The sequence below is a fragment of the Sediminibacterium soli genome, from assembly GCF_009939225.1.
GTDB classification, from domain to species: Bacteria; Bacteroidota; Bacteroidia; order Chitinophagales; family Chitinophagaceae; genus Sediminibacterium; species Sediminibacterium soli.
Genome location: NZ_JAACJR010000006.1, coordinates 33632 through 52446, shown reverse-complemented (window position 1 = coordinate 52446; position 18815 = coordinate 33632). Strand labels below are relative to the sequence as shown.

15 protein-coding genes are annotated in these 18815 nt (G+C 51.7%); 8 read left to right on the top strand and 7 right to left on the bottom strand.

The window, feature by feature from the left end; translation table 11 throughout:
• Nucleotides 1-7: 7 nt before the first annotated feature.
• The 5 genes from GWC94_RS04160 to GWC94_RS04140 all read right to left on the bottom strand — a co-directional run bounded on the left by GWC94_RS04160 (nt 8) and on the right by GWC94_RS04140 (nt 3775).
• Nucleotides 8-814 (bottom strand): hypothetical protein, encoded by an 807-nt coding sequence (locus GWC94_RS04160; RefSeq protein ID WP_161833770.1) that lies wholly within the window; start codon nt 812-814, stop codon nt 8-10.
• Between the two features lie 23 nt (nt 815-837).
• Nucleotides 838-1509 (bottom strand): 3-keto-disaccharide hydrolase, encoded by a 672-nt coding sequence (locus GWC94_RS04155; RefSeq protein WP_161833769.1) that lies wholly within the window; start codon nt 1507-1509, stop codon nt 838-840.
• 49 nt (nt 1510-1558) lie between these two features.
• Entirely contained in the window at nt 1559-2056 is a 498-nt protein-coding gene (locus GWC94_RS04150; protein WP_161833768.1) for a hypothetical protein, read from the bottom strand.
• A 94-nt stretch (nt 2057-2150) separates the two neighbouring features.
• Complete coding sequence (locus tag GWC94_RS04145) at nt 2151-2621, bottom strand: hypothetical protein (protein ID WP_161833767.1); 471 nt, start codon at nt 2619-2621, stop codon at nt 2151-2153.
• A gap of 74 nt (nt 2622-2695) precedes the next feature.
• Nucleotides 2696-3775 carry a TolB family protein gene (locus GWC94_RS04140; RefSeq protein WP_161833766.1) on the bottom strand — a complete coding sequence of 360 codons (1080 nt, stop codon included), beginning with the start codon at nt 3773-3775 and terminating at the stop codon, nt 2696-2698.
• A gap of 90 nt (nt 3776-3865) precedes the next feature.
• Between GWC94_RS04140 and GWC94_RS04135 the strand changes: the two genes are divergently transcribed.
• From GWC94_RS04135 to GWC94_RS04125, 3 genes are all read left to right on the top strand, one after another.
• Nucleotides 3866-4675 carry a tetratricopeptide repeat protein gene (locus GWC94_RS04135; RefSeq protein ID WP_161833765.1) on the top strand — a complete coding sequence of 270 codons (810 nt, stop codon included), beginning with the start codon at nt 3866-3868 and terminating at the stop codon, nt 4673-4675.
• Nucleotides 4676-4762: 87 nt separating this feature from the next.
• The gene (rpe, locus tag GWC94_RS04130) at nt 4763-5416 is read left to right on the top strand and encodes a ribulose-phosphate 3-epimerase (RefSeq protein ID WP_161833764.1); all 654 of its coding nucleotides are present in this window, start codon (nt 4763-4765) and stop codon (nt 5414-5416) included.
• 247 nt (nt 5417-5663) lie between these two features.
• Nucleotides 5664-6662: a PhoH family protein gene (locus GWC94_RS04125; RefSeq protein WP_161833763.1), complete on the top strand. Its 999-nt coding sequence runs from the start codon at nt 5664-5666 to the stop codon at nt 6660-6662.
• A gap of 137 nt (nt 6663-6799) precedes the next feature.
• On the opposite strand, the gene GWC94_RS04120 is transcribed toward GWC94_RS04125, so the two are convergent.
• Nucleotides 6800-8008, bottom strand: a complete 1209-nt coding sequence (locus GWC94_RS04120; protein WP_161833762.1) for a bifunctional 3,4-dihydroxy-2-butanone-4-phosphate synthase/GTP cyclohydrolase II — start codon at nt 8006-8008, stop codon at nt 6800-6802.
• A gap of 119 nt (nt 8009-8127) precedes the next feature.
• Here GWC94_RS04120 and GWC94_RS04115 point away from each other — a divergent pair, with 119 nt between their 5' ends.
• The gene (locus GWC94_RS04115) at nt 8128-11382 is read left to right on the top strand and encodes a TonB-dependent receptor (protein WP_161833761.1); all 3255 of its coding nucleotides are present in this window, start codon (nt 8128-8130) and stop codon (nt 11380-11382) included.
• A 179-nt stretch (nt 11383-11561) separates the two neighbouring features.
• Nucleotides 11562-14882, top strand: coding sequence for a TonB-dependent receptor (locus GWC94_RS04110; RefSeq protein WP_317163429.1), 3321 nt, complete (start codon nt 11562-11564; stop codon nt 14880-14882).
• Between the two features lie 107 nt (nt 14883-14989).
• Here the strand turns inward: GWC94_RS04110 and GWC94_RS04105 are convergent, their stop codons facing one another.
• Nucleotides 14990-15808: an alpha/beta hydrolase gene (locus GWC94_RS04105; protein ID WP_161833759.1), complete on the bottom strand. Its 819-nt coding sequence runs from the start codon at nt 15806-15808 to the stop codon at nt 14990-14992.
• Nucleotides 15809-15995: 187 nt separating this feature from the next.
• Between GWC94_RS04105 and GWC94_RS04100 the strand changes: the two genes are divergently transcribed.
• The 3 genes from GWC94_RS04100 (at nt 15996) to GWC94_RS04090 (ending at nt 18814) form a co-directional block, all read left to right on the top strand.
• Nucleotides 15996-16952, top strand: a complete 957-nt coding sequence (locus GWC94_RS04100; RefSeq protein WP_161833758.1) for an ATP-grasp domain-containing protein — start codon at nt 15996-15998, stop codon at nt 16950-16952.
• A 27-nt stretch (nt 16953-16979) separates the two neighbouring features.
• A complete protein-coding gene (locus GWC94_RS04095) occupies nt 16980-18083 on the top strand; it encodes a carboxylate-amine ligase (RefSeq protein ID WP_161833757.1) in 1104 nt (367 codons plus the stop codon).
• 191 nt (nt 18084-18274) lie between these two features.
• Complete coding sequence (locus GWC94_RS04090) at nt 18275-18814, top strand: RNA polymerase sigma factor (RefSeq protein WP_161833756.1); 540 nt, start codon at nt 18275-18277, stop codon at nt 18812-18814.
• Nucleotide 18815 lies beyond the last annotated feature (1 nt).

The window sequence follows — 18815 nt, the reverse complement described above, 5'->3', positions numbered from 1 at the left end:
GGCTTCCTTAATACCGCCACATATCGCAGCCCTCTTCATCACACAGCAGATGCTGCAGTTTGGGATCTTTCAACACTTCGGTATAATCCATCGGCTTACGGTTCACCCATATGGTACGGTAAACAAGACGGATACCATGGCTGTAATCAACCCACCAGCTGATATGGCCGGTATAGAGAGGCTGTATCGGTTTGCCATCGGGTTTGTGCCAGCCGTAAATGGCTTCGCGGTCGGGGCGCGCTTCCCTGGTTAGTTTCCCCGACAGTACAACATCTTTCTTGATACCAGCTATCAGTCCCTTACGCCCCCTGCGCTGGCCTTCTATGATCAGGTGGTGCTGCCACATGGTTACAGAACTGTCGCGGAAGGCATACATCGGAACAGGCGCCAGTTTTACCGCTGCCTGCGCGTAAATATCGTTCACGATTTTTCTGGTGGGAAGAAAACAATGAAAACTGTCTGCAATCACCTGCGCCGCCATCGGTGTCAGCGGAATCCTTGCCCAGTCATCATCGGTGCCGAGCGATAAATAATCCTGGGAAACATAGTACACCGCATCGGTTCTTTGCCCCGATACGCTATCGGTTACCGAAGCATGCACCGGTGCGAATTGCCGGAGAAAAGAAGGGTAATTGCCCGAGAGGATATAGGCTTTTGCCAGCGAGTCCCGCTCGCGCCATTTCCAGGCGGCCACTGTCTGGTAGAATTCGGTTGCCCCTGCCCTGCCCGCTTCCGCGCTTCTCACCGGCCATTGCATCAGTTTGTACGGACTACAGGCAGCAAACAATATGGCCGCCAGGAACGCCAGGAGCATGATCGGTCTTATCGGCCCGCGCATTATAATTCGCGTATCCTGATATTCCTGAACCAGGCTTCTCCGCCATGATCCTGTAATGCGATATGGCCTTTTTTTGCAAGTCCGTACGGTTTTGTGTCTTTCCATTTACCCGAAGTCCTGTGCTGGTTCCAGCTATCGCTGCCGATGGTATACTCCGCTACTTTTTTGCCGTTCAGCCAATGCGTTACATTGCCTTTGTTGACGATGATCTCGGTATGATTCCATTCACCTGCAGGCTTGGTGGCATCTGTCAGCGGCGGATCCATGGCATAGTTGGCGCCTGTTTTCTGCCATTCCTCCAGTTTGGCGGGATAGCCTTTGTCGTCGATCAGCTGGTATTCCGGTCCGCTCTGGTAAGAAGCCGGATTGTCTTCCGTTACCAGGTACAGTATGCCGCTGTTGGCCTGCGGCGCTATTTTCCAGTCGACCGACAACGCAAAATTTTCATACTGTTTTTCGGTGATCAGGTCTGCATGCCTGGTATTGGGGTCTTTGTTGCCCTTGTTGGCAAGCATTCCGTCAACAACAAACCATGAGTCGGCGGGTTTGTGCTGGTAGGTACGCCAGCCCTGTAAGGTTTTGCCATCAAATAATTCGGAACTGTTCTGTTTCTGTGCAAACACAACGCTCACCTGTAAAAAGCAGGTCAGTAGTAGCAGCCTTGTTTTCATGAATGGTGTTTTATGGTTTTCATGCCTGTATTCAACCGGTGCCGCATCGCTACAGCACTTCATCGATATGCACGTTCCTGTCGTGGTATTTGCCTATGATAAAAGACAGCGGCAACCCGATCATACAGATCAGTATCAGGATGGCTATGGCTGCCTGGCCCGGGTCGGACGGAAATTTCCCGATAAAGCTCAGCGGCACGATCACAAGGGCGGTTACCATCCAGGCAAAAATGCCATAGATCACCGCGGTGATAAAACGGTTGCGGCCCAACACGTTCCAGTAAGGGTACAGCCAGAAGAAAAAGATCGTAAGTCCATACGCAATGATATAATGAAACAGCAACCCGAGCAGGTACATCTCCGCACCACCGCCATAGGCTTTTTCCTTACCCACCGCAGCGCTTGCTATGTACCTGAGAATAACCAGCGGGTCCTTGCCTGTTTTGAGGTAGAATTGCGTAAAGGCCGCAAGAATATCGAGCGTACCGGCTACAAAACCGGCAAGCAGTACGATGCGCAGAGGACTTTTCCTGGCAGGCGTATTCATATGCGTAGCATTTTGTCGTTGATCAGAAAAACAACAGCCTATTATAACGATCCGCACCTACAGCCTCATCTGACAATGGTCAACGCGGGAAACATCAGGCTCCCGGAAACCAGGGTCTGCCCACGATCTCCCTGAACGGCCAGGGCACGGTGGCGAGTATCACGATCAGTGCAAAAAGGAAATAGTAAAAAGCCTTTTTGTATTTCACCTCGTCTGCCACGGTTTTTTTGGCCATACCATGCGCCATCGTAATCAATGCAATCGCAATGATCATGCCTGCCGGATGTTCCACCCAGTAGAACCGGTAGAATTTGTCTTTCATAACACTGGTGCCTTCCGGAAGCTGTGTGGTGAATATCCCGAACCGGCCCACCAGTACCTGGTACAATCCCAGTACCAGCGTAATATGCGCACTGATCATGGTAAACAGCCATACTTTTTTATCGCCCGGTGAAAACACTTTCTTTTTCTGCCAGCCGGTATAGGCTTTTACGATGGATACCAGTAACAGGATCAGGATCACCCAGCGAAGCAGGTTATGTAAATGAAGAAAACCGGTTTGCATAGCGTATGGTTTTGCGTGATTGAATATAGTGCTTTTATCGGTCTGCCGGCAATGGCCGGTATGCGTATACGGTATTAATCTACCCAGTCGGCCACGAACAGGTTGGTATCCCGGGTTCCGCCATTGTTCCTGTTGGATGCAAAGATGATCTTTTTACCATCAGGACTGAACATCGGGAATGCATCAAAGCCTTTGTCGCGGCTGATCTTTTCCAGGCCCTTGCCATCCAGACCCGTCAGGTACATATTGAAGGGAAAACCTCTTTTGTATTCGTGGTTACTGCAGAAAATAATGCGTTTGCTGTCTGGCGTAAAATTAGGCGCCCAGTTTGCCTGGCCCAGGCTGGTGATCTGCCTGGCGCCCGAACCATCGGCATTGGCCACCCATACTTCCATATTGGTAGGCGCCACCATACCGTCTGCCAGCAGCGTTTTGTACGCTGTAAGTTCTGTCTCTGTTTTCGGGCGACTGGCACGCCACACGATCTTTTTACCGTCGGGACTGAACCATGCGCCGCCGTCGTAGCCAGGGGTATGCGTGATGCGTTTTTCCCGGCCGCTGGCAATATCCATCACATACAATTCCAGATCGCCGTCTTTATCGCTGCAGTAGATCATTTTTTTACCGTCGGGAGAAAGGGTGGCTTCCGCATCATAGCCTTTGGCGGTAGTCAGCTGCCTAACGATCTTTCCGTTCAGGTCGGCCATGAATATATCGTAGCTGTCATACAGCGGCCAGATATACTTGTTGCCATACCTGGCACGATCCGGAACCGGCGGACAGGTATCCGCACCCAGGTGGGTGGACGCATAAATAATATGTTTCCCGTCGGGAAGAAAAAAAGCACAGGTGGTGCGCCCTTTACCCGGGCTGATCATTTTATAGGTGAACTTCTCTCCCGGCGCCGGCAGTTTGCCGATAAAGATCTGGTCGCAGGCCAACCCTTCTTTGGGATTGGTGCGCTGAAAGACGATGTATTTGCCGTCGTAACTCCAGTAGGCTTCCGCATTGTCTCCGCCGAAAGTGAGCTGCTGCACATTCCTGAAATGCTTCTCGCCCGCAAACAGCACAGAATCGGCTGCGGCAGGCTGCGCAAAAACAATGCCTGTGAAAGCAATGACCGCAGGAAAAAACAGGATGCTGATTTTTTTCATAAACATTACTATGCGGCAAAAATAAGTCACCGGCAACAGCGGGCATCCAAAAAAATATCACCAAAACCGAGGCAGCCGTATTTTTGCCTTATGAACAGATGGATCCCCGTTATCCTGCTTGCCTGCCTGGCTGCCTGCCGCGGCAACCAAACAAAAGATATTCCTGCCGACCGGCTCAGTCCTGACGAAATGCCCGACAATATCCGGCGCCTGTATACCACTGCCAACACTTATCCCGACAGCCCGGGACTGCGTATGCAACTGGTGGAAGCGCTTGACAGCCTGGGAGCATCCGGGCAGGCGATAGGCCAGATGGATTCGCTGATCAGGAAAGACAGCCTGAACTACGGTTTCTGGTACCGTAAATCGATGTTGCAGCAGGCTACGCGCGATACAGCGGGTGCGCTGCATTCGCTGCGTTATGCCATCCGTATCTATCCCGCTCCCGATGCCCTGCTGGCTGCGGCCAACCTGTTCGCCGAGAAAAAAGATACAACGGCTTTGTACCTCGCCAGGCAGGTGGCTGCCATGCGGCTGGGCAGGGAATATGCGGCGCATACGCATTTCATTTCAGGTGTTTACTATGCAAGAACGGGGCAGCGGCAAAAAGCGATAGCCAGTTTCGATAACTGTATCGCAGCGGATTTTAATTATATGGAAGCCTATATGGAAAAAGGTTTCCTGTATTTCGATAACAAACAGGTAAACGAAGCGGCGCAGGTATTCAAAACCGTTATTACCATCCGCAATACCTATGCGGATGGGTATTACTGGCTTGCCAAATGCCAGGAAGCGCTGGGCAACCAAACAGAGGCAATCGATAACTACCGGCGGGCAGTGCAGCTGGACCCCGCTCTCAAAGAAGCGGGGCAGGCGCTGGCAAGGCTCGAGAAAAAATAAACACGGCTGTCAGGTAAAGATGCCGGAGAAACACGGTTTGTAAAACGCACTTGGCCGCACTTTCTTATTTTTGCAAAAATTCACCCCATGCCCATTATTGCCCCTTCGTTGTTAAGCGCCGATTTCCTGAACCTGCAAAGGGATTGCGATATGCTCAACGAAAGCGAGGCAGAATGGTTTCACCTGGATGTGATGGATGGCCGGTTCGTGCCCAATATCAGCTATGGCCTGCCGGTGATCGAACATATCCGCAAAGCCACCCGGAAAATCTGCGATGTGCATTTAATGATCATGGAGCCGGGCAATTATGCAGAGGCCTTTAAAAAAGCCGGCGCTGATGTGCTGACGATACATTACGAAGCCTGCCCGCACCTGCACCGCAATATCCAGCAGATCAGAAGCCTGGGCATGAAAGCCGGTGTGGCGTTAAATCCACATACGCCCGTGCATTTGCTCAGCGACATCATTCAGGATATAGACATGGTACTGGTGATGAGTGTGAACCCCGGTTTCGGCGGACAGCAGTTTATACCCCATACGCTCGACAAGATCCGCACGCTGAAGAAAATGATCATCGACAAAAACCTGTCAACACTGATCGAGATCGACGGAGGTGTTACGCTCGACAATGCCGCCGCGATCGTAAAGGCAGGCACAGACGTCATCGTGGCAGGAAACACTGTCTTTAAGTCCGCCAATCCCCAGGCAACCATCGCCGCTCTCAAAAATGCAGGAAATTAACAAACCCAAAACGAAGCTCATACACCCGCTGCTCCCAACAACTCACGTCTCACGTTCTCCTCCCCTCCTGTTAACAATAATTTCATATCCCCTCCCGCTCCTCCCGTGGTCCGGAATTTGTATTAAGCAATCTATCCACACCTGTGAATAAGAAGTATTAGGAACAGAAGACCAAGTAGGATTACATTTGGATAGGACGGGTTGGAAGTATGGAACCATATCTGTGAACCTAAAAATTGAGAACAGTTTGACAGACACTATCATTAGCCTCGATTCCGTTAATCCCATCGAGTTCTTTGGTGTAAACAACGGAAAACTTGATTTGCTGAAAAAGAAATTCCCATTGTTAAAGATCCTCTCCCGCGGGACACAATTAAAACTGAGCGGGGCTCCGGAACAGATCGAAACAGCAAAAGAGAAAATTGATCTTATCATCCAGTATCTTGAAAGAAACGGGCACCTTAGCGAAAATTATTTTGAACAGATCCTTGGCGGCGATGATGCGGAAACGGTCGATAATTTCGTGGACCGCAATCCCAACGATATCCTTGTATTCGGGCCCAACGGCAAAACCGTTCGTGCGCGTACACAGAACCAGAAAAGAATGGTTCAGGCGGTCGACAGGAACGATATCGTATTTGCCATCGGCCCTGCGGGTACCGGCAAAACCTATACTGCCGTAGCGCTCGCCGTACGTGCGTTAAAAAACAAAATTGTCAAGAAGATCATCCTTACACGGCCGGCGGTGGAAGCAGGCGAAAGCCTCGGTTTTCTTCCCGGCGACCTGAAAGAAAAGATCGACCCGTACCTGCGGCCGCTGTACGATGCGCTGGATGACATGATCCCCGCCGATAAACTCGGGTATTACATGAGCACGCGCACCATCGAAATTGCACCGCTGGCGTATATGCGCGGCCGTACGCTCGACAACGCATTCATCATTCTCGACGAGGCGCAGAACACCAACGACCTGCAGCTGAAAATGTTCCTTACACGTATCGGCGCCAATGCCAAAGCCATCATCACCGGCGATCCAACCCAGGTTGACCTGCCGAGGAATATGCGCAGCGGTCTGGATAAAGCCACACGCATTCTCAAGAACATCGATGGCATCGCCCATATCGAACTTACAGAGGAAGATGTGGTGCGTCACCGTCTCGTAAAATCGATTATCAGGGCCTACGACAAGGAAAAGGAAAAAGAAGACGCGGAATTGGAAGAGCAGCAGGGCTACCGCAGAAGGTAGCCGCCAAAAGCCGCACTGCTTAAAAAACAGATTGGTTTATTGACTGAAAGAAAAGGGTTGACTGGCCATCCGGCCGATCAACCCTTTTTGTTTGATTCCTCGCGGCTCCTGAAACAGCGCAGCAAACCAATCCGGCCTCAGCCCTGCTCTCCGAGTATCTCGTGGCCCAGTTTGTCTCTTTTTGTTTCCAGGTATTTGCGGTTGTGTTTATTGGGATGCACTTCTATGGGTACGATATCGGTTATTTCGATGCCATAGCCTTTCAAGCCCGCACGTTTGCGCGGGTTATTGCTCATCAGCCGCAGCCGGGTGGCGCCAAGGTAACGCAGTATCTGGGCACCTACGCCGTAATCGCGCTCATCCATGCCAAAACCGAGGTGCAGGTTGGCTTCAACGGTATCCATGCCTTCTTCCTGCAGCTTGTAGGCTTTCAGTTTGTTGATCAGGCCGATGCCCCTTCCTTCCTGGTTCATGTAGAGGATCAGCCCCCTGCCTTCTTTCTCCACCATCGCCATGGCCGCGTGTAACTGCTCGCCGCAATCGCAGCGGAAACTGCCGAGTATATCACCGGTAAAACAGCTGCTGTGCACACGCGTAAGCACCGCTTCGTCTTTCTCCCAGGTTCCTTTGATCAGGGCCAGGTGCTCGCCCCCGGTTGTTTTTTCCTTGAAGGCAACCAGTTTAAAATGCCCCCACTGGGTAGGCATATCCACCCGAACCAGTTCCTCGATCAGCGAATCGGTTTTCAGCCGGTAATCGATCAGGTCTTTGATGGAAATGATCTTGAGAGAGAACCTGCGGGCCATCTCCACCAGCTGCGGCAAACGCGCCATCGTACCGTCTTCGTTCATCACTTCCACCAGTACGCCGCCGGGCTGCAGTCCCGCCAGCCTGGTCAGGTCCACGGCCGCTTCGGTATGACCGCTACGGCGCAGCACACCGCCATTTTTGGCGATAAGCGGGAATATATGCCCGGGGCGGCCGAGTTCGTAGGGTTTGGTTTCGGGGTTGATCAGGGCCTGCACGGTTTTAGCACGGTCATGCGCCGAAATACCCGTGGTGGTACCCTGGCCGATAAGATCGACCGATACCGTAAACGCCGTTTCATGCAGCGAAGTATTGGACGTAACCATGGGTTTTAACTCCAGTTGCGCACAACGCTCCTCGGTAAGCGCGATGCAGATCAGCCCCCGCGCTTCCTTACTCATAAAATTGATCGTCTCCGGTGTGGTATGCTGTGCAGCAATGATCAGGTCGCCTTCGTTCTCGCGGTCTTCATCATCCACTACAATCACCATTTTCCCGTTGCGGATGTCGTCGATCGCTTCCTCTATCCTGTTTAACATAACAATGATGGTTATCGTGCAAAATTAAGCCGCGGCAGGGAGAATTACCGGAGCCCCCGTATTTTTTACCAATAACGCAAACTGTTTACACGGTGTATGCCTGCGGCAAATACGCTTGTTTGGACAGAGTCCGGCTGCTTTCTTCGCTCTCAAATAAGGATATGTTCTCCTTCAGCAGCCGACTGTTTTTACTGGTTGTTCTGTCAGGTATCCATTCGCTGGCAGCACAGGTTACCACCGGTAGCCTGGCCGGAGAGGTACGGGCTGCCGGGGGAGAAAAACTGGTGGGCGCCACCGTGCAGCTGGTGCACGAGCCAACCGGAACCGCGGCTTTTACCCGGACAAACCGCTCGGGATATTTTGTTTTCAGCAACCTGGCACCGGGTGGTCCGTATACCCTTACCGCCGGCTTTGTGAACCATACCGGTGCAAAAAAAACGGTGCTGGTGGTATTGGGAGAGGAAGGGCAGGTGCCATTCGTCCTTACACCTGTGCAGCAGGTGCTGGCCGAAGTGACGGTATCCGCCAAACGCGGCGTTACCGATACCTATGCCAGCATCATCGACCGGGAAAAAATGGAAAGACTGCCGGTTGCCGGAAGGGATCTGTACCAGTACCTGCAAACAACACCGCGGGCCAGGCTGGTAAACGGTAACGAAGCCGCTGTTTCGTTTGGCGGACAGAACAACCGCTACAACGCCTTTTATATCGACGGCGCTGTTAACAACGACCTGTTTGGACTGGCGGCCAGCGGCACCAATGGCGGGCAGGCGGGTATTTCGCCCGTGGCGGTGGAAGCCATTGAGCAACTGCAGGTATCGGTGTCACCCTACGATGCCTCGCTGGGAAATTTTACCGGTGCGGCCATCAACGCGGTAACCAGGGCGGGATCGAATGCGTCGCAGACCTCGCTGTATCATTTTTTCCGCAATACTGCCACCCAGGATAACCGTCAGTCGCATCGTTTGTACGGGGTCCGCACACAGGGCGCATTTAAAAAGAACCGCCTGTTCTATTGCCTGAATACGGAACTGGAGCGGAATTTATTTTCCCGCAGTTTTTCAACGGAACAGTACCAGGGCAAAACCAGTGATGCCAAAACGCTGTCGCTGCTTTCCGCCAACCTGCTGTCTAACTATGGCTATGACCCAGGCAGTTTTGATCATGCCGATGACCTGTTGTTTGCAGACAGGATCAGCATCCGCGTAGACTGGAAACCCTCGCCGCTGCAATCGCTGACCGCGGGCATACGGTATACGGCAGGGCAGCGAACAGTGAGCAACCAAAGCGATGCCGGTAACCTTTATTTCAGTCATTCGGGCTATGCGTTGACAACGCAGAACACAACGGGCTCGCTGGAATGGAAGACCATGCTTGGCAAAAACGCCAGTATCCTTGCATCGGTTACACATACCATTGTCAATGACGACAGGATGCCCGCCGGCAAACCTTTTCCGCGGGTGCGTATCTACGACGATGCGGGTTCCATCATCATCGGTACCGATATCAGTTCCGGCATCAACCTGCTGCGGCAGCGGAACAGCAGTTTTACCGGCAAATTCCAGGTCGGGCTGGGGAGGCATCGCCTGTCTGCCGGGGTGGATGCCGAATACAGCCGCATCTGCAATGCTTTTATCCAGTATGCGCTGGGCAGCTATAGCTATGCTTCGCCGGGCGATTTTATCACCAATGCCAGCCCTTCGGGGTACCAGCTGGGATTTTCGATGATCGATGCAGGGCAGAACGATAATACCCGGGCCGCAGCAAATTTCACGGTGATCAGGGGCTCCCTGTTTGTAAACGACGACTGCCGGATATCATCCCGCCTGTCGCTGCAGGCAGGCATCCGGGCAGACCGGTATGTTTTCCCCGATAAGCCCGCAACCAATGTATTTTTCAACGATACCGTACTGCCTTTGCTGGCACAGTATCACCCGCTGCAGGGGGCGCTGACCGGAAACCGGATCAGCATGCCGGTAAGCATTTCACCCAGGCTCTCACTGCGGTATGTTTTACCGGAGCAAAAGATGCGTATAAGACTGGGTATCGGAATTTTTTCGGGACGGATGCCGTTTGCCTGGCCGGGCGGTGTTTACCAGTACAACGGCCTGTTCACCGGTGGTTTTACGGCCGGTAAAGCGCAACTGAACCGCATGCGGTTCAGACCCGACCCCCACCACCCATGGATGCCGGCGGAGTTGGGTGCAACGGGCAACAAAGACCCGGTTAACCTGGTCAGTGCCACCCTGCGGATGCCTGCGCTGGCAAGAATGAGCGTTTCCGTGGAAAAAAACTTCGTTAATGACTGGAACTGTTCACTGGAAGCCATGTACGGAATCACCCTCAGCGGTATTGCCTACCGCAATGTGAACCTGCTGCCGCCGACAGCAAGACTGCATGGCGCGGGAGAAAGGGCGGTGTATACGGATTCCAATAACGCACGCATTCCGCTGCCGGGTGGCAATCCCTACGGTTCGGTGATTCTGCTGACCAGTCAGGAAGGGGCCAAAGGGTATAGTTATGAGATCGGCTTTTCTGCACGCAAAAAATGGCTGAACCGCTGGGAGACAGAGCTGCATTATCACTGGGGCCGCTCTTTTACCGTAACCGATGGAACCAGTTCCGTTAACCTGAGCCAGTGGCGAACAACGGAATCTGTGAACGGCCGGAACGAACCGGTCTTGTCCGTATCCGATTTCAGTCCGGGGCACCGCATTCGCTTTACGGCATGGAAACGATTCCCGTTCTCCTCGAACAGACGCTCTTTGACAGTGTCCCTCAGCTATACCGGTCAGTCGGGGTTCCCGTTCAGTTATGTATATGGCGGACAGAGCCTGGTGCGTGACGATGGAAGGGCGGGCGGTTTTGAACTGCTGTACATACCCAGCGCCGGCGAACTGGAAAGCAGTATTTTCCTTCCGCTGGTCATCCGACAAACGGTCATCACCCCCCCGCAGCAGAAAGCCATCCTGGAAAACTACTTCCAAACCGATGCCTATCTCCGGAAAAAACGCGGGCAGTTTGCCGAAAGAAACGGAAGCGCAGGGCCTTTTATGCATACAGTGGACCTGAAGATGGTGCAGGAATTGGTGCTTCCCGGAAAAAAACGCCGGGTGCTGCAGCTGAGCTGCGAGCTGGCCAATCTGGCCAACCTGCTCAACGCATCCTGGGGTAAAAAGTACCAGCTGCCTTTCGGCCAGCTGGCGATCATTGATTTTGAAGGATATACAGGTCCGACGGACCTGACGCCGCAATACCGCCTTAATCCGGTGCTGCTGCAGGGGCCGGTTTTTCCCGAAAGTCAGAGTTTAAACGCCGTTTATGGCAGTAACTGGTCTTTTCAATTGGGTATCAGGCTGCTATTACAGAATTAGTAATGCAAACTTAACATTACTGCGCAGGGTCCGGAATTGACCTATTTTTAAGCGGAATTGGCCGGATTATTTTCCCCTAAAAGCCTTTATTTTTCCCCATTTCAGCGGTTTTCACGCTGTTCTACAGAGGCAGAATTTTGCCGCGCAGCAGAAAGGGTGATATTTGCACATCTAAAACTATGTCTATGAGATTTTTCAAGCGAATTTCATTGATGTTGTCGACAATATTGATCGCGGCAGCATCCATGGCCCAGGTTACGACCAGTAGTATTACGGGGTCAGTGAAAACAGGGGATGGAAAAGAACTGGAGGGCGCAAGCATCACCGCTACGCACACACCTTCCGGATCGGTGTACACCACCGTTTCGAAAAAAAGCGGCAGTTTTGCCCTCCCCGGGTTGCGCGTAGGCGGACCTTATTCAGTAAAGATCGAATATGTAGGTCTTAAGACTGAATCCTTCCAGGACATTTACCTCGCACTTGGCGAACCCTACGCCATCAACAGCGTGCTGGCAGATGCGAATAAGACCCTTTCCGAAGTGGTGGTTACGGCTACCGGAAGAAGATCGGGTGTGGACAAAAACAACGCCACAACCGTGATCAACCAGCGCCTGCTGACCACGATGCCCACCATCAGCAGAAGCATCAGTGATTTTACCAGGCTCACACCCCAGTCAAACGGAAACAGCTTTGCAGGCAGGGACGGCCGTTACAACAACGTAACCGTTGACGGTGCAAACCTGAACAACAACTTCGGTCTTTCTACAGATCCCTTACCCGGCGGCGGTGGTAACCCCATTTCGCTGGATGCGATCCAGGAAGTTGCCGTAAGCATCGCTCCTTTCGATGTCAGACAGGGACAGTTTACCGGTGCAAACATTTCGGCTGTTACCAAAAGCGGTACCAACAGACTGCAGGGAACGATATATACCTTTTACAGGAACCAGTCGTACAACGGCCGTAACGTGGGCGATTTCAAACTGCCCGAACCCGTAAAATCGTATAACAAAACCTATGGCGGAAGCCTTGGCGGACCGATCATCAAAAACAAACTGTTCTTCTTTGTGAACGGTGAATACGAAGAAAAATCCGCAGTGCTGAACTACTATACACCGGCAGGTGGCACCGGCGGCGGTAACCTTTCCGCTGTGCCTGTTTCCGATATGCAGAAAGTGTCTGACTACCTGAAATCAAAGTATAGCTATGATCCGGGTGCCTACGACAATTTCAACCCGAATGTGCCGGTAAAAAACCACAAAATCCTGGGTAAGATCGACTGGAACATCAGCACCTCCACCAAGCTTACGCTGAAGTACAGCGACTATGTAAACACCCAGACCTTCCTGCCCAGCCAGAGCGGTGGCATCAACGGTGCCAACTCTACCAACATCATCACGTACGGACAGCGTTTTTCGTCTACCGCGATGGCGTTCGGCAACACCGCCTATACCCAAAAGGACATTGTTCGTTCAGGAAGCCTGGATCTTACCAGCAATTTCCGCGGAAAATTTGCCAACCAGTTCCTGGCAACGATCACCAAGATCAAAACCGACAAACAACACCTGGGTGCACAGTTCCCGTTTGTTGATATAGCCAACCTGCCAACGGCCAAGAACAACTATATCAGCTTCGGAAACGAACCCTTCAACGGCAACTACAACGTAGTGATCAACGATGTGTATACCATCACGGATAACTTTACCTACTATGCGGGCAAACACACACTGACCGCCGGCTTGAGCTATGAATTCCAGAAGGTGGGTAACGGCTTTATGCCGGGTAACCAGGGTTACTATGCGTATGGTTCCGTGGATGATTTCCTGAACAACAGGGCGCCTAAAATGTTTGCGCTTACGTATTCGCTTATTCCCGGACAGGATGGCGTTATTTCAGCCAACCTGAAAGTGGGACAGGCGAGCGCCTACCTGCAGGACGAGATCAATATCTCTGACAATTTTAAACTGATTGCCGGTCTGAGGTTGGATAAACCGGTATATCCCGAGCAGCCGCTTGCCAATACCGCGGTAAATAATCTCTCGCTGTATGGCAATGACGGTTCCATTACCCAATACAATACAGGGGCCTGGCCAAAAAGCACTGTCTACTGGTCTCCCAGGGTAGGTTTCCGCGCCAAAATACCTGATGAGAACATGGTGATCAGGGGTGGTTCCGGTTTGTTTACCGGTCGTATACCCTTTGTTTACCTGACCAACCTGCCAACCGGTGTAGGACCTTACCAGTTCGGCACGCTGATTTCAAATCCGGCAGACCTGAACAACTTCCTGTTCAACCCCGATCCGCACGCATACAATCCTTTCTATAACACCACGCTTAACCCCACGCAGTTCCCCACCAAAGGAGGAACAGCAGTGCCCACCGGCGCCTATGCCCTGATCTCTAACAACTTCAAGTTCCCGCAGATCTGGCGTACCAACCTGGGTGTGGAAAAACAGCTGAACAAGGGATGGAGCTATAGCCTGGAAGCCATCTTCAGCAAGGACATCAACGCGGTTTACATGTTCAATGCAAACCAGAAAGCGCCTGATGCCACCGTACAGGTGGCACCGGGTATTGCCCGTCCGAGCTACTCCGCTTCTGCTGCCAGAAAGCTGAACACAACAAGCGGTAATGCCGTGGTACTGGACAATACGAAAAAAGGAAGCTCTCTGTCAGTTACCGCACAGGTATCCAAAGCGCTTACCAAAGGACTGTCGGGCTTTCTGGCTTACACATTCACTTCCGCAATGGATGTAACCGCCAACCCGGGCTCACAGGCAAACTCGGTTTGGGCTGCCAATCCAACCTCACGTACACAGAACGATCTTGAATTGTCCAATTCAAGTTTCGCAGTGCCGCACAGGGTAGTTGGTGCATTGTCTTACCGTTTTGAATACGCTAAGAATTTTGCCACCACCATCTCTGCTTATTATGAGGGAGCCGCACAGGGTACCATGAGCTATATCTATAACGGTGATGTAAACAACGATGGTAACAGTGCCGACCTGATGTACATCCCAACCGATGCATCGCAGGTTAACTTTGTTCCCATTGCAGCGTCGGGCAATATTCCTGCCTTTACTGCAAAAGAACAGTCTGATGCCTTTTTCAAATTCCTTGAGCAGGACAAATACCTGTCAAACCGCAAGGGACAGGTGGCCACCAGAAACGGTGTTATTCAGCCCTGGTTCAACCGGATCGATCTGAAACTGGTACAGGATATCTTCACCAATATCGGCAGCCGAAAGCACACGCTGCAGATCAGCGTAGACCTGCTGAATGCTGCCAACTTCTTTAACAAGAACTGGGGCGTTAGAAGCCTGGCGATCACCAATACACCGTTGCGCTACGTAAACGCTACCGGTGGTGTGGCCAATTACCAGCTGGCTACTTACCTGCCGCAGGGTGCAACCAAACAGGTGCTGCTCGATAAGACTTATATCAACAATAATTCTATCTTCAGTACATGGGGTATGCAGCTCGGAGTAAGGTATATCTTCTAATCTGATTACCTGATCATAAAAAAGAGGCCGCCTTTGGGTGGCCTCTTTTTTTATACCCTGATAAGAATAACGATCGCTCGGAATACAGCGGTCCGGTAAACAGCTCGCTACCAGGTTGTTTTACCCCATCCCCATTTCAGGAATGCAGGCATGGCTTTGGCCCAGGTGGCCACCTCGTGTTTGCCGGAAGGCATTTGCAGGTAATGGATATGCTCGTCGGTATACCCTTTGGCTTTGAGTTCGAAGATAAGATCCAGCGCATCATCTATGGAATCGATGATGCCGTTGTTGTTGCGGTCTGCGGTTTCGTCCTGCTCACCGCATTCGATAAAAAACCGGAGCCAGGGATGAAAGATACCTTTGCGTACCTGCAGGTGCATCAGCCGGTCCTGTTCATCGTCATAACCCTCGTCGTAACTTTTTCTGCGCCACCACAGTGAAGCGCTGAACATACCCACACGGGTAAATTCACTGCCATGGTTCCAGGCAATATCCATCGCACTGAGCGCACCCAGCGAAAATCCTGCAAAGGATTTATCCCTGAAAGAAGGAATGTTATAGGTTTTGCGGATAAACGGAATCAGTTCGTCAAAAATAAACCGGGTATACAAACCGGCTTTGGCGCCGCGGCCTTTATAGTCCGCAGAATAGGCAACCCCATACTCCATCTTGCGTTCGGCGCCGCAATAGATGCCTACGCAAAGCAGGGGAGACAACCTGCCCGAGGTATTCAGCGATTCCAGTATTTCGTCAAAAGGCATTTTGGGAAGATCCTGTCCGTCGTTGAACAGCAGCAAACTCAGTTCATCGGGGAAACCGATCGATACAGGCAGGTACACATCAAACACCACTTCCCTTTCAAGGTATTCGGAAAAGATCGTCTTTTGTTCAATCAGGATGGAAGAAACCGTTCTGCTCTCAGACATAACACCAAATGTAGGCAGGGAAACCGAAACAGCAAGCATGGGAATGGGAGACGTGAGACATGAGTCGTGAGTGAGTAAGTGTTTTTGCGGGGCGTGTTCTGGTGGGGACGTTTTTTTGTGTTTTTTCTGTCATTTGCTTAAATTGAAGCCATATCACGTCGTTCATCATTTCACCAAATCATCTCATATGAAAAAGATCGGTATCCTGTTTGGGCAGGAACGGAGTTTTCCGACAGCTTTTGTAGAAAGGATCAACAGTAAGAATATTTCCGGTATTTCAGCAGAGCCGGTGCGTATTGATAAGGTGATGCAGGGTGAGCCCAGCGGTTACGATGTGATCGTGGACCGCATCAGCCAGGATGTTCCTTTTTACCGGGCCTACCTGAAGAATGCGGCGCTTTGCGGCACCGCCGTGATCAATAACCCGTTCTGGTGGAGCGCCGATGAAAAATTCTTCAATAACTGTCTCGCTACAAAGATCGGCGTACCCGTACCCAAAACCGTGATCCTGCCCTCTCGCGATCTGCCGCCGGATACCTCGGACCAGTCGTTCAGCAACCTGGCCTACCCGCTCGACTGGGAAGGGATATTCGACTACGTGGGTTTTCCGGCCTATATGAAACCTTTTGCGGGCGGCGGATGGAAGAATGTATACAAGCTTACGGATATGAACGATTTCTTTGAGAAGCATGCCGAAACCGAACAGCTGGTGATGCTGCTGCAGGAAGAGATCATTTTTGAAGAATACTACCGCTGTTACTGCATCGGCGGAAAACATGTGCGGATCATGTCTTACGAACCGCGCAACCCGCATCACCTGCGTTATGTGGCCGATTTCAAACCTTCGGCCGAAAGATTGAAACAGATGGAAGACATCGTGCTCCGGATCAACCGTTTCCTGGGCTATGATTTCAATACGGTGGAGCTGGCGCTCCGCGATGGCGTTCCCTATGCCATCGATTTCTGCAACCCCGCACCCGACGCGGATCTGAAAAGCGTGGGGCCGGAGAATTTTGAATGGGTGGTGGAAACCGCCGCCAGTTTTGCGATCGAGAAAGCGCAGTCCCTCAAACCGGGCGCGGATAACCTTACCTGGGGCGAATATGTAAAAAGAAGCAGTGGCGGCAAAACCCTGTACCCCTGACACCCATCGCCAAACCAAGCGGCTCTTATGACAGATTACAAACATTTTACTTTAGGTGTGGAAGAGGAATACATGGTCATCGACCCCGTAAGCCGGGAGTTGAAAAGCCATGAGCAGCGTATCGTGCACGAGGGGCAGAAAATACTCAAGGATAAGGTAAAGGCCGAAATGCACCAGGCCGTGGTGGAAGTGGGCACCGATATCTGCTGCAATGTGGATGATGCGTTTAAAGATGTGGCATCGCTGCGCGGCAATATTGCACAGATAGCCGGCGACCTGGGTCTGTGGATCGGCGCCTCGGGCACCCACCCCTTCAGCCACTGGGAAAACCAGCTGATCACGGATCATGTGCGTTACAATGAGATCGTCAACGAATTGCAGGAAGCCGCCCGCAGCAACCTGATCTTCGGTCTGCATGTGCATGTGGGCATGGAAGACCGCCGCATGGCGATCCATATTGCCAATACGGCCCGGTATTTTCTTCCGCATGTGTATGCCCTCAGCACCAACTCGCCTTTCTGGGAGGGCCGGCAGACAGGGTACAAATCCTTCCGGACAAAAGTGTTTGACAAATTTCCGCGAACGGGTATCCCCGATTTCTTCGAAAGCATCGAGGCTTATGAAAACTATGTCAACCTGCTGATCAAGACCAAATGCATCGATAACGCCAAGAAAATATGGTGGGACCTGCGTGTACACCCTTTTTTCAATACCGTGGAATACCGTATCTGCGATGTGCCGATGACCATCAACGAAACGATGATGATCGCGGCCCTGTTCCAGGCCATCAGCGCCAAGATCTACAAGCTGCGCAAGGAGAATATGAACTTCATGATCTACCAGCGCTCGCTGATCAACGAAAACAAATGGCGGGCCAGCCGGTACGGCATCGACGGAACCCTGATCGATTTTGGCAAGGAAACCGAGGTAAACACCCGCTCGCTTATTTACGAACTGCTGGATTTTGTAGACGATGTGGTGGACGATCTCGGCAGCCGGCCATTTATTCAGCAGGTGGAAAAAGTATTCGAAACCGGAACCGGCGCCGACAGGCAGCTGGCCGTATACCAGCAAACCGGCAGCCTGGTGAAAGTGGTGGACCATATTCACGACGCGTTTTTGAAAGCGTAGACAGAAAGCGGAGCTCAGAATTCAAAAAATTAATAATCAATATGTTACAACTTAACAGATTCGTTTATTCGGAGTGATTGGGGAGAAAGGATGCCTTATTTTCTGACTTTTGATTTTTGATTTTTGACTTCCCGGGCAGCATATTAACTTGCCCCAGTATCTATTAACCGACCCAAACTACCAATTACGCATTGACTGAAGAGTATCAATTGATTAGGGGCTGTATCGATCAGGATGGCCGCTGTCAGCGCATGCTGTTTGACCGGTATGCCGGTAAGATGATGGCCGTATGTCTGCGTTATGCCCAGGATTCCATGGAAGCGGAAGATATGCTGCAGGATGCGTTTGTGAAAGTATACCAGTATATCGGCCAGTTCAAATTTGAGGGCGCTTTTGAAGGATGGATCAGGCGTATCGTGGTCAACACCGCCATTCGCCACCTGGAAAAAAAGAAGCTCCATTTCAAAGATGTGGACGAGAACAGCCAGGACACCCCGCAGATAGGCCCGCAGGCCTATGCCCAACTGGGAGAAGGCGATCTGATGAAACTGATCAGCCAGCTGCCGGAAGGATACCGGATGGTTTTTAACCTGAATGTGGTAGAGGGATACAGTCATGAAGAGATTGCCGAAATGCTGAACATTCAACCCGGCACCAGCCGCAGCCAGTTGGTAAAGGCGCGGAAGATGCTGCAACACCAAATCTTACAATTGCAAAAAATTGCTGTATAGA

Coding starts and splice junctions, on each gene's coding strand:
- rpe (WP_161833764.1), top strand. CDS start 4,763: ATGCCCATTATTGCCCCTTCGTTGTTAAGCGCCGATTTCCTGAACCTG.
- GWC94_RS04100 (WP_161833758.1), top strand. CDS start 15,996: ATGAAAAAGATCGGTATCCTGTTTGGGCAGGAACGGAGTTTTCCGACA.
- GWC94_RS04145 (WP_161833767.1), bottom strand. CDS start 2,621: ATGCAAACCGGTTTTCTTCATTTACATAACCTGCTTCGCTGGGTGATC.
- GWC94_RS04155 (WP_161833769.1), bottom strand. CDS start 1,509: ATGAAAACAAGGCTGCTACTACTGACCTGCTTTTTACAGGTGAGCGTT.
- GWC94_RS04160 (WP_161833770.1), bottom strand. CDS start 814: ATGCTCCTGGCGTTCCTGGCGGCCATATTGTTTGCTGCCTGTAGTCCG.
- GWC94_RS04135 (WP_161833765.1), top strand. CDS start 3,866: ATGAACAGATGGATCCCCGTTATCCTGCTTGCCTGCCTGGCTGCCTGC.
- GWC94_RS04110 (WP_317163429.1), top strand. CDS start 11,562: ATGTCTATGAGATTTTTCAAGCGAATTTCATTGATGTTGTCGACAATA.
- GWC94_RS04095 (WP_161833757.1), top strand. CDS start 16,980: ATGACAGATTACAAACATTTTACTTTAGGTGTGGAAGAGGAATACATG.
- GWC94_RS04150 (WP_161833768.1), bottom strand. CDS start 2,056: ATGAATACGCCTGCCAGGAAAAGTCCTCTGCGCATCGTACTGCTTGCC.
- GWC94_RS04105 (WP_161833759.1), bottom strand. CDS start 15,808: ATGTCTGAGAGCAGAACGGTTTCTTCCATCCTGATTGAACAAAAGACG.
- GWC94_RS04120 (WP_161833762.1), bottom strand. CDS start 8,008: ATGTTAAACAGGATAGAGGAAGCGATCGACGACATCCGCAACGGGAAA.
- GWC94_RS04140 (WP_161833766.1), bottom strand. CDS start 3,775: ATGAAAAAAATCAGCATCCTGTTTTTTCCTGCGGTCATTGCTTTCACA.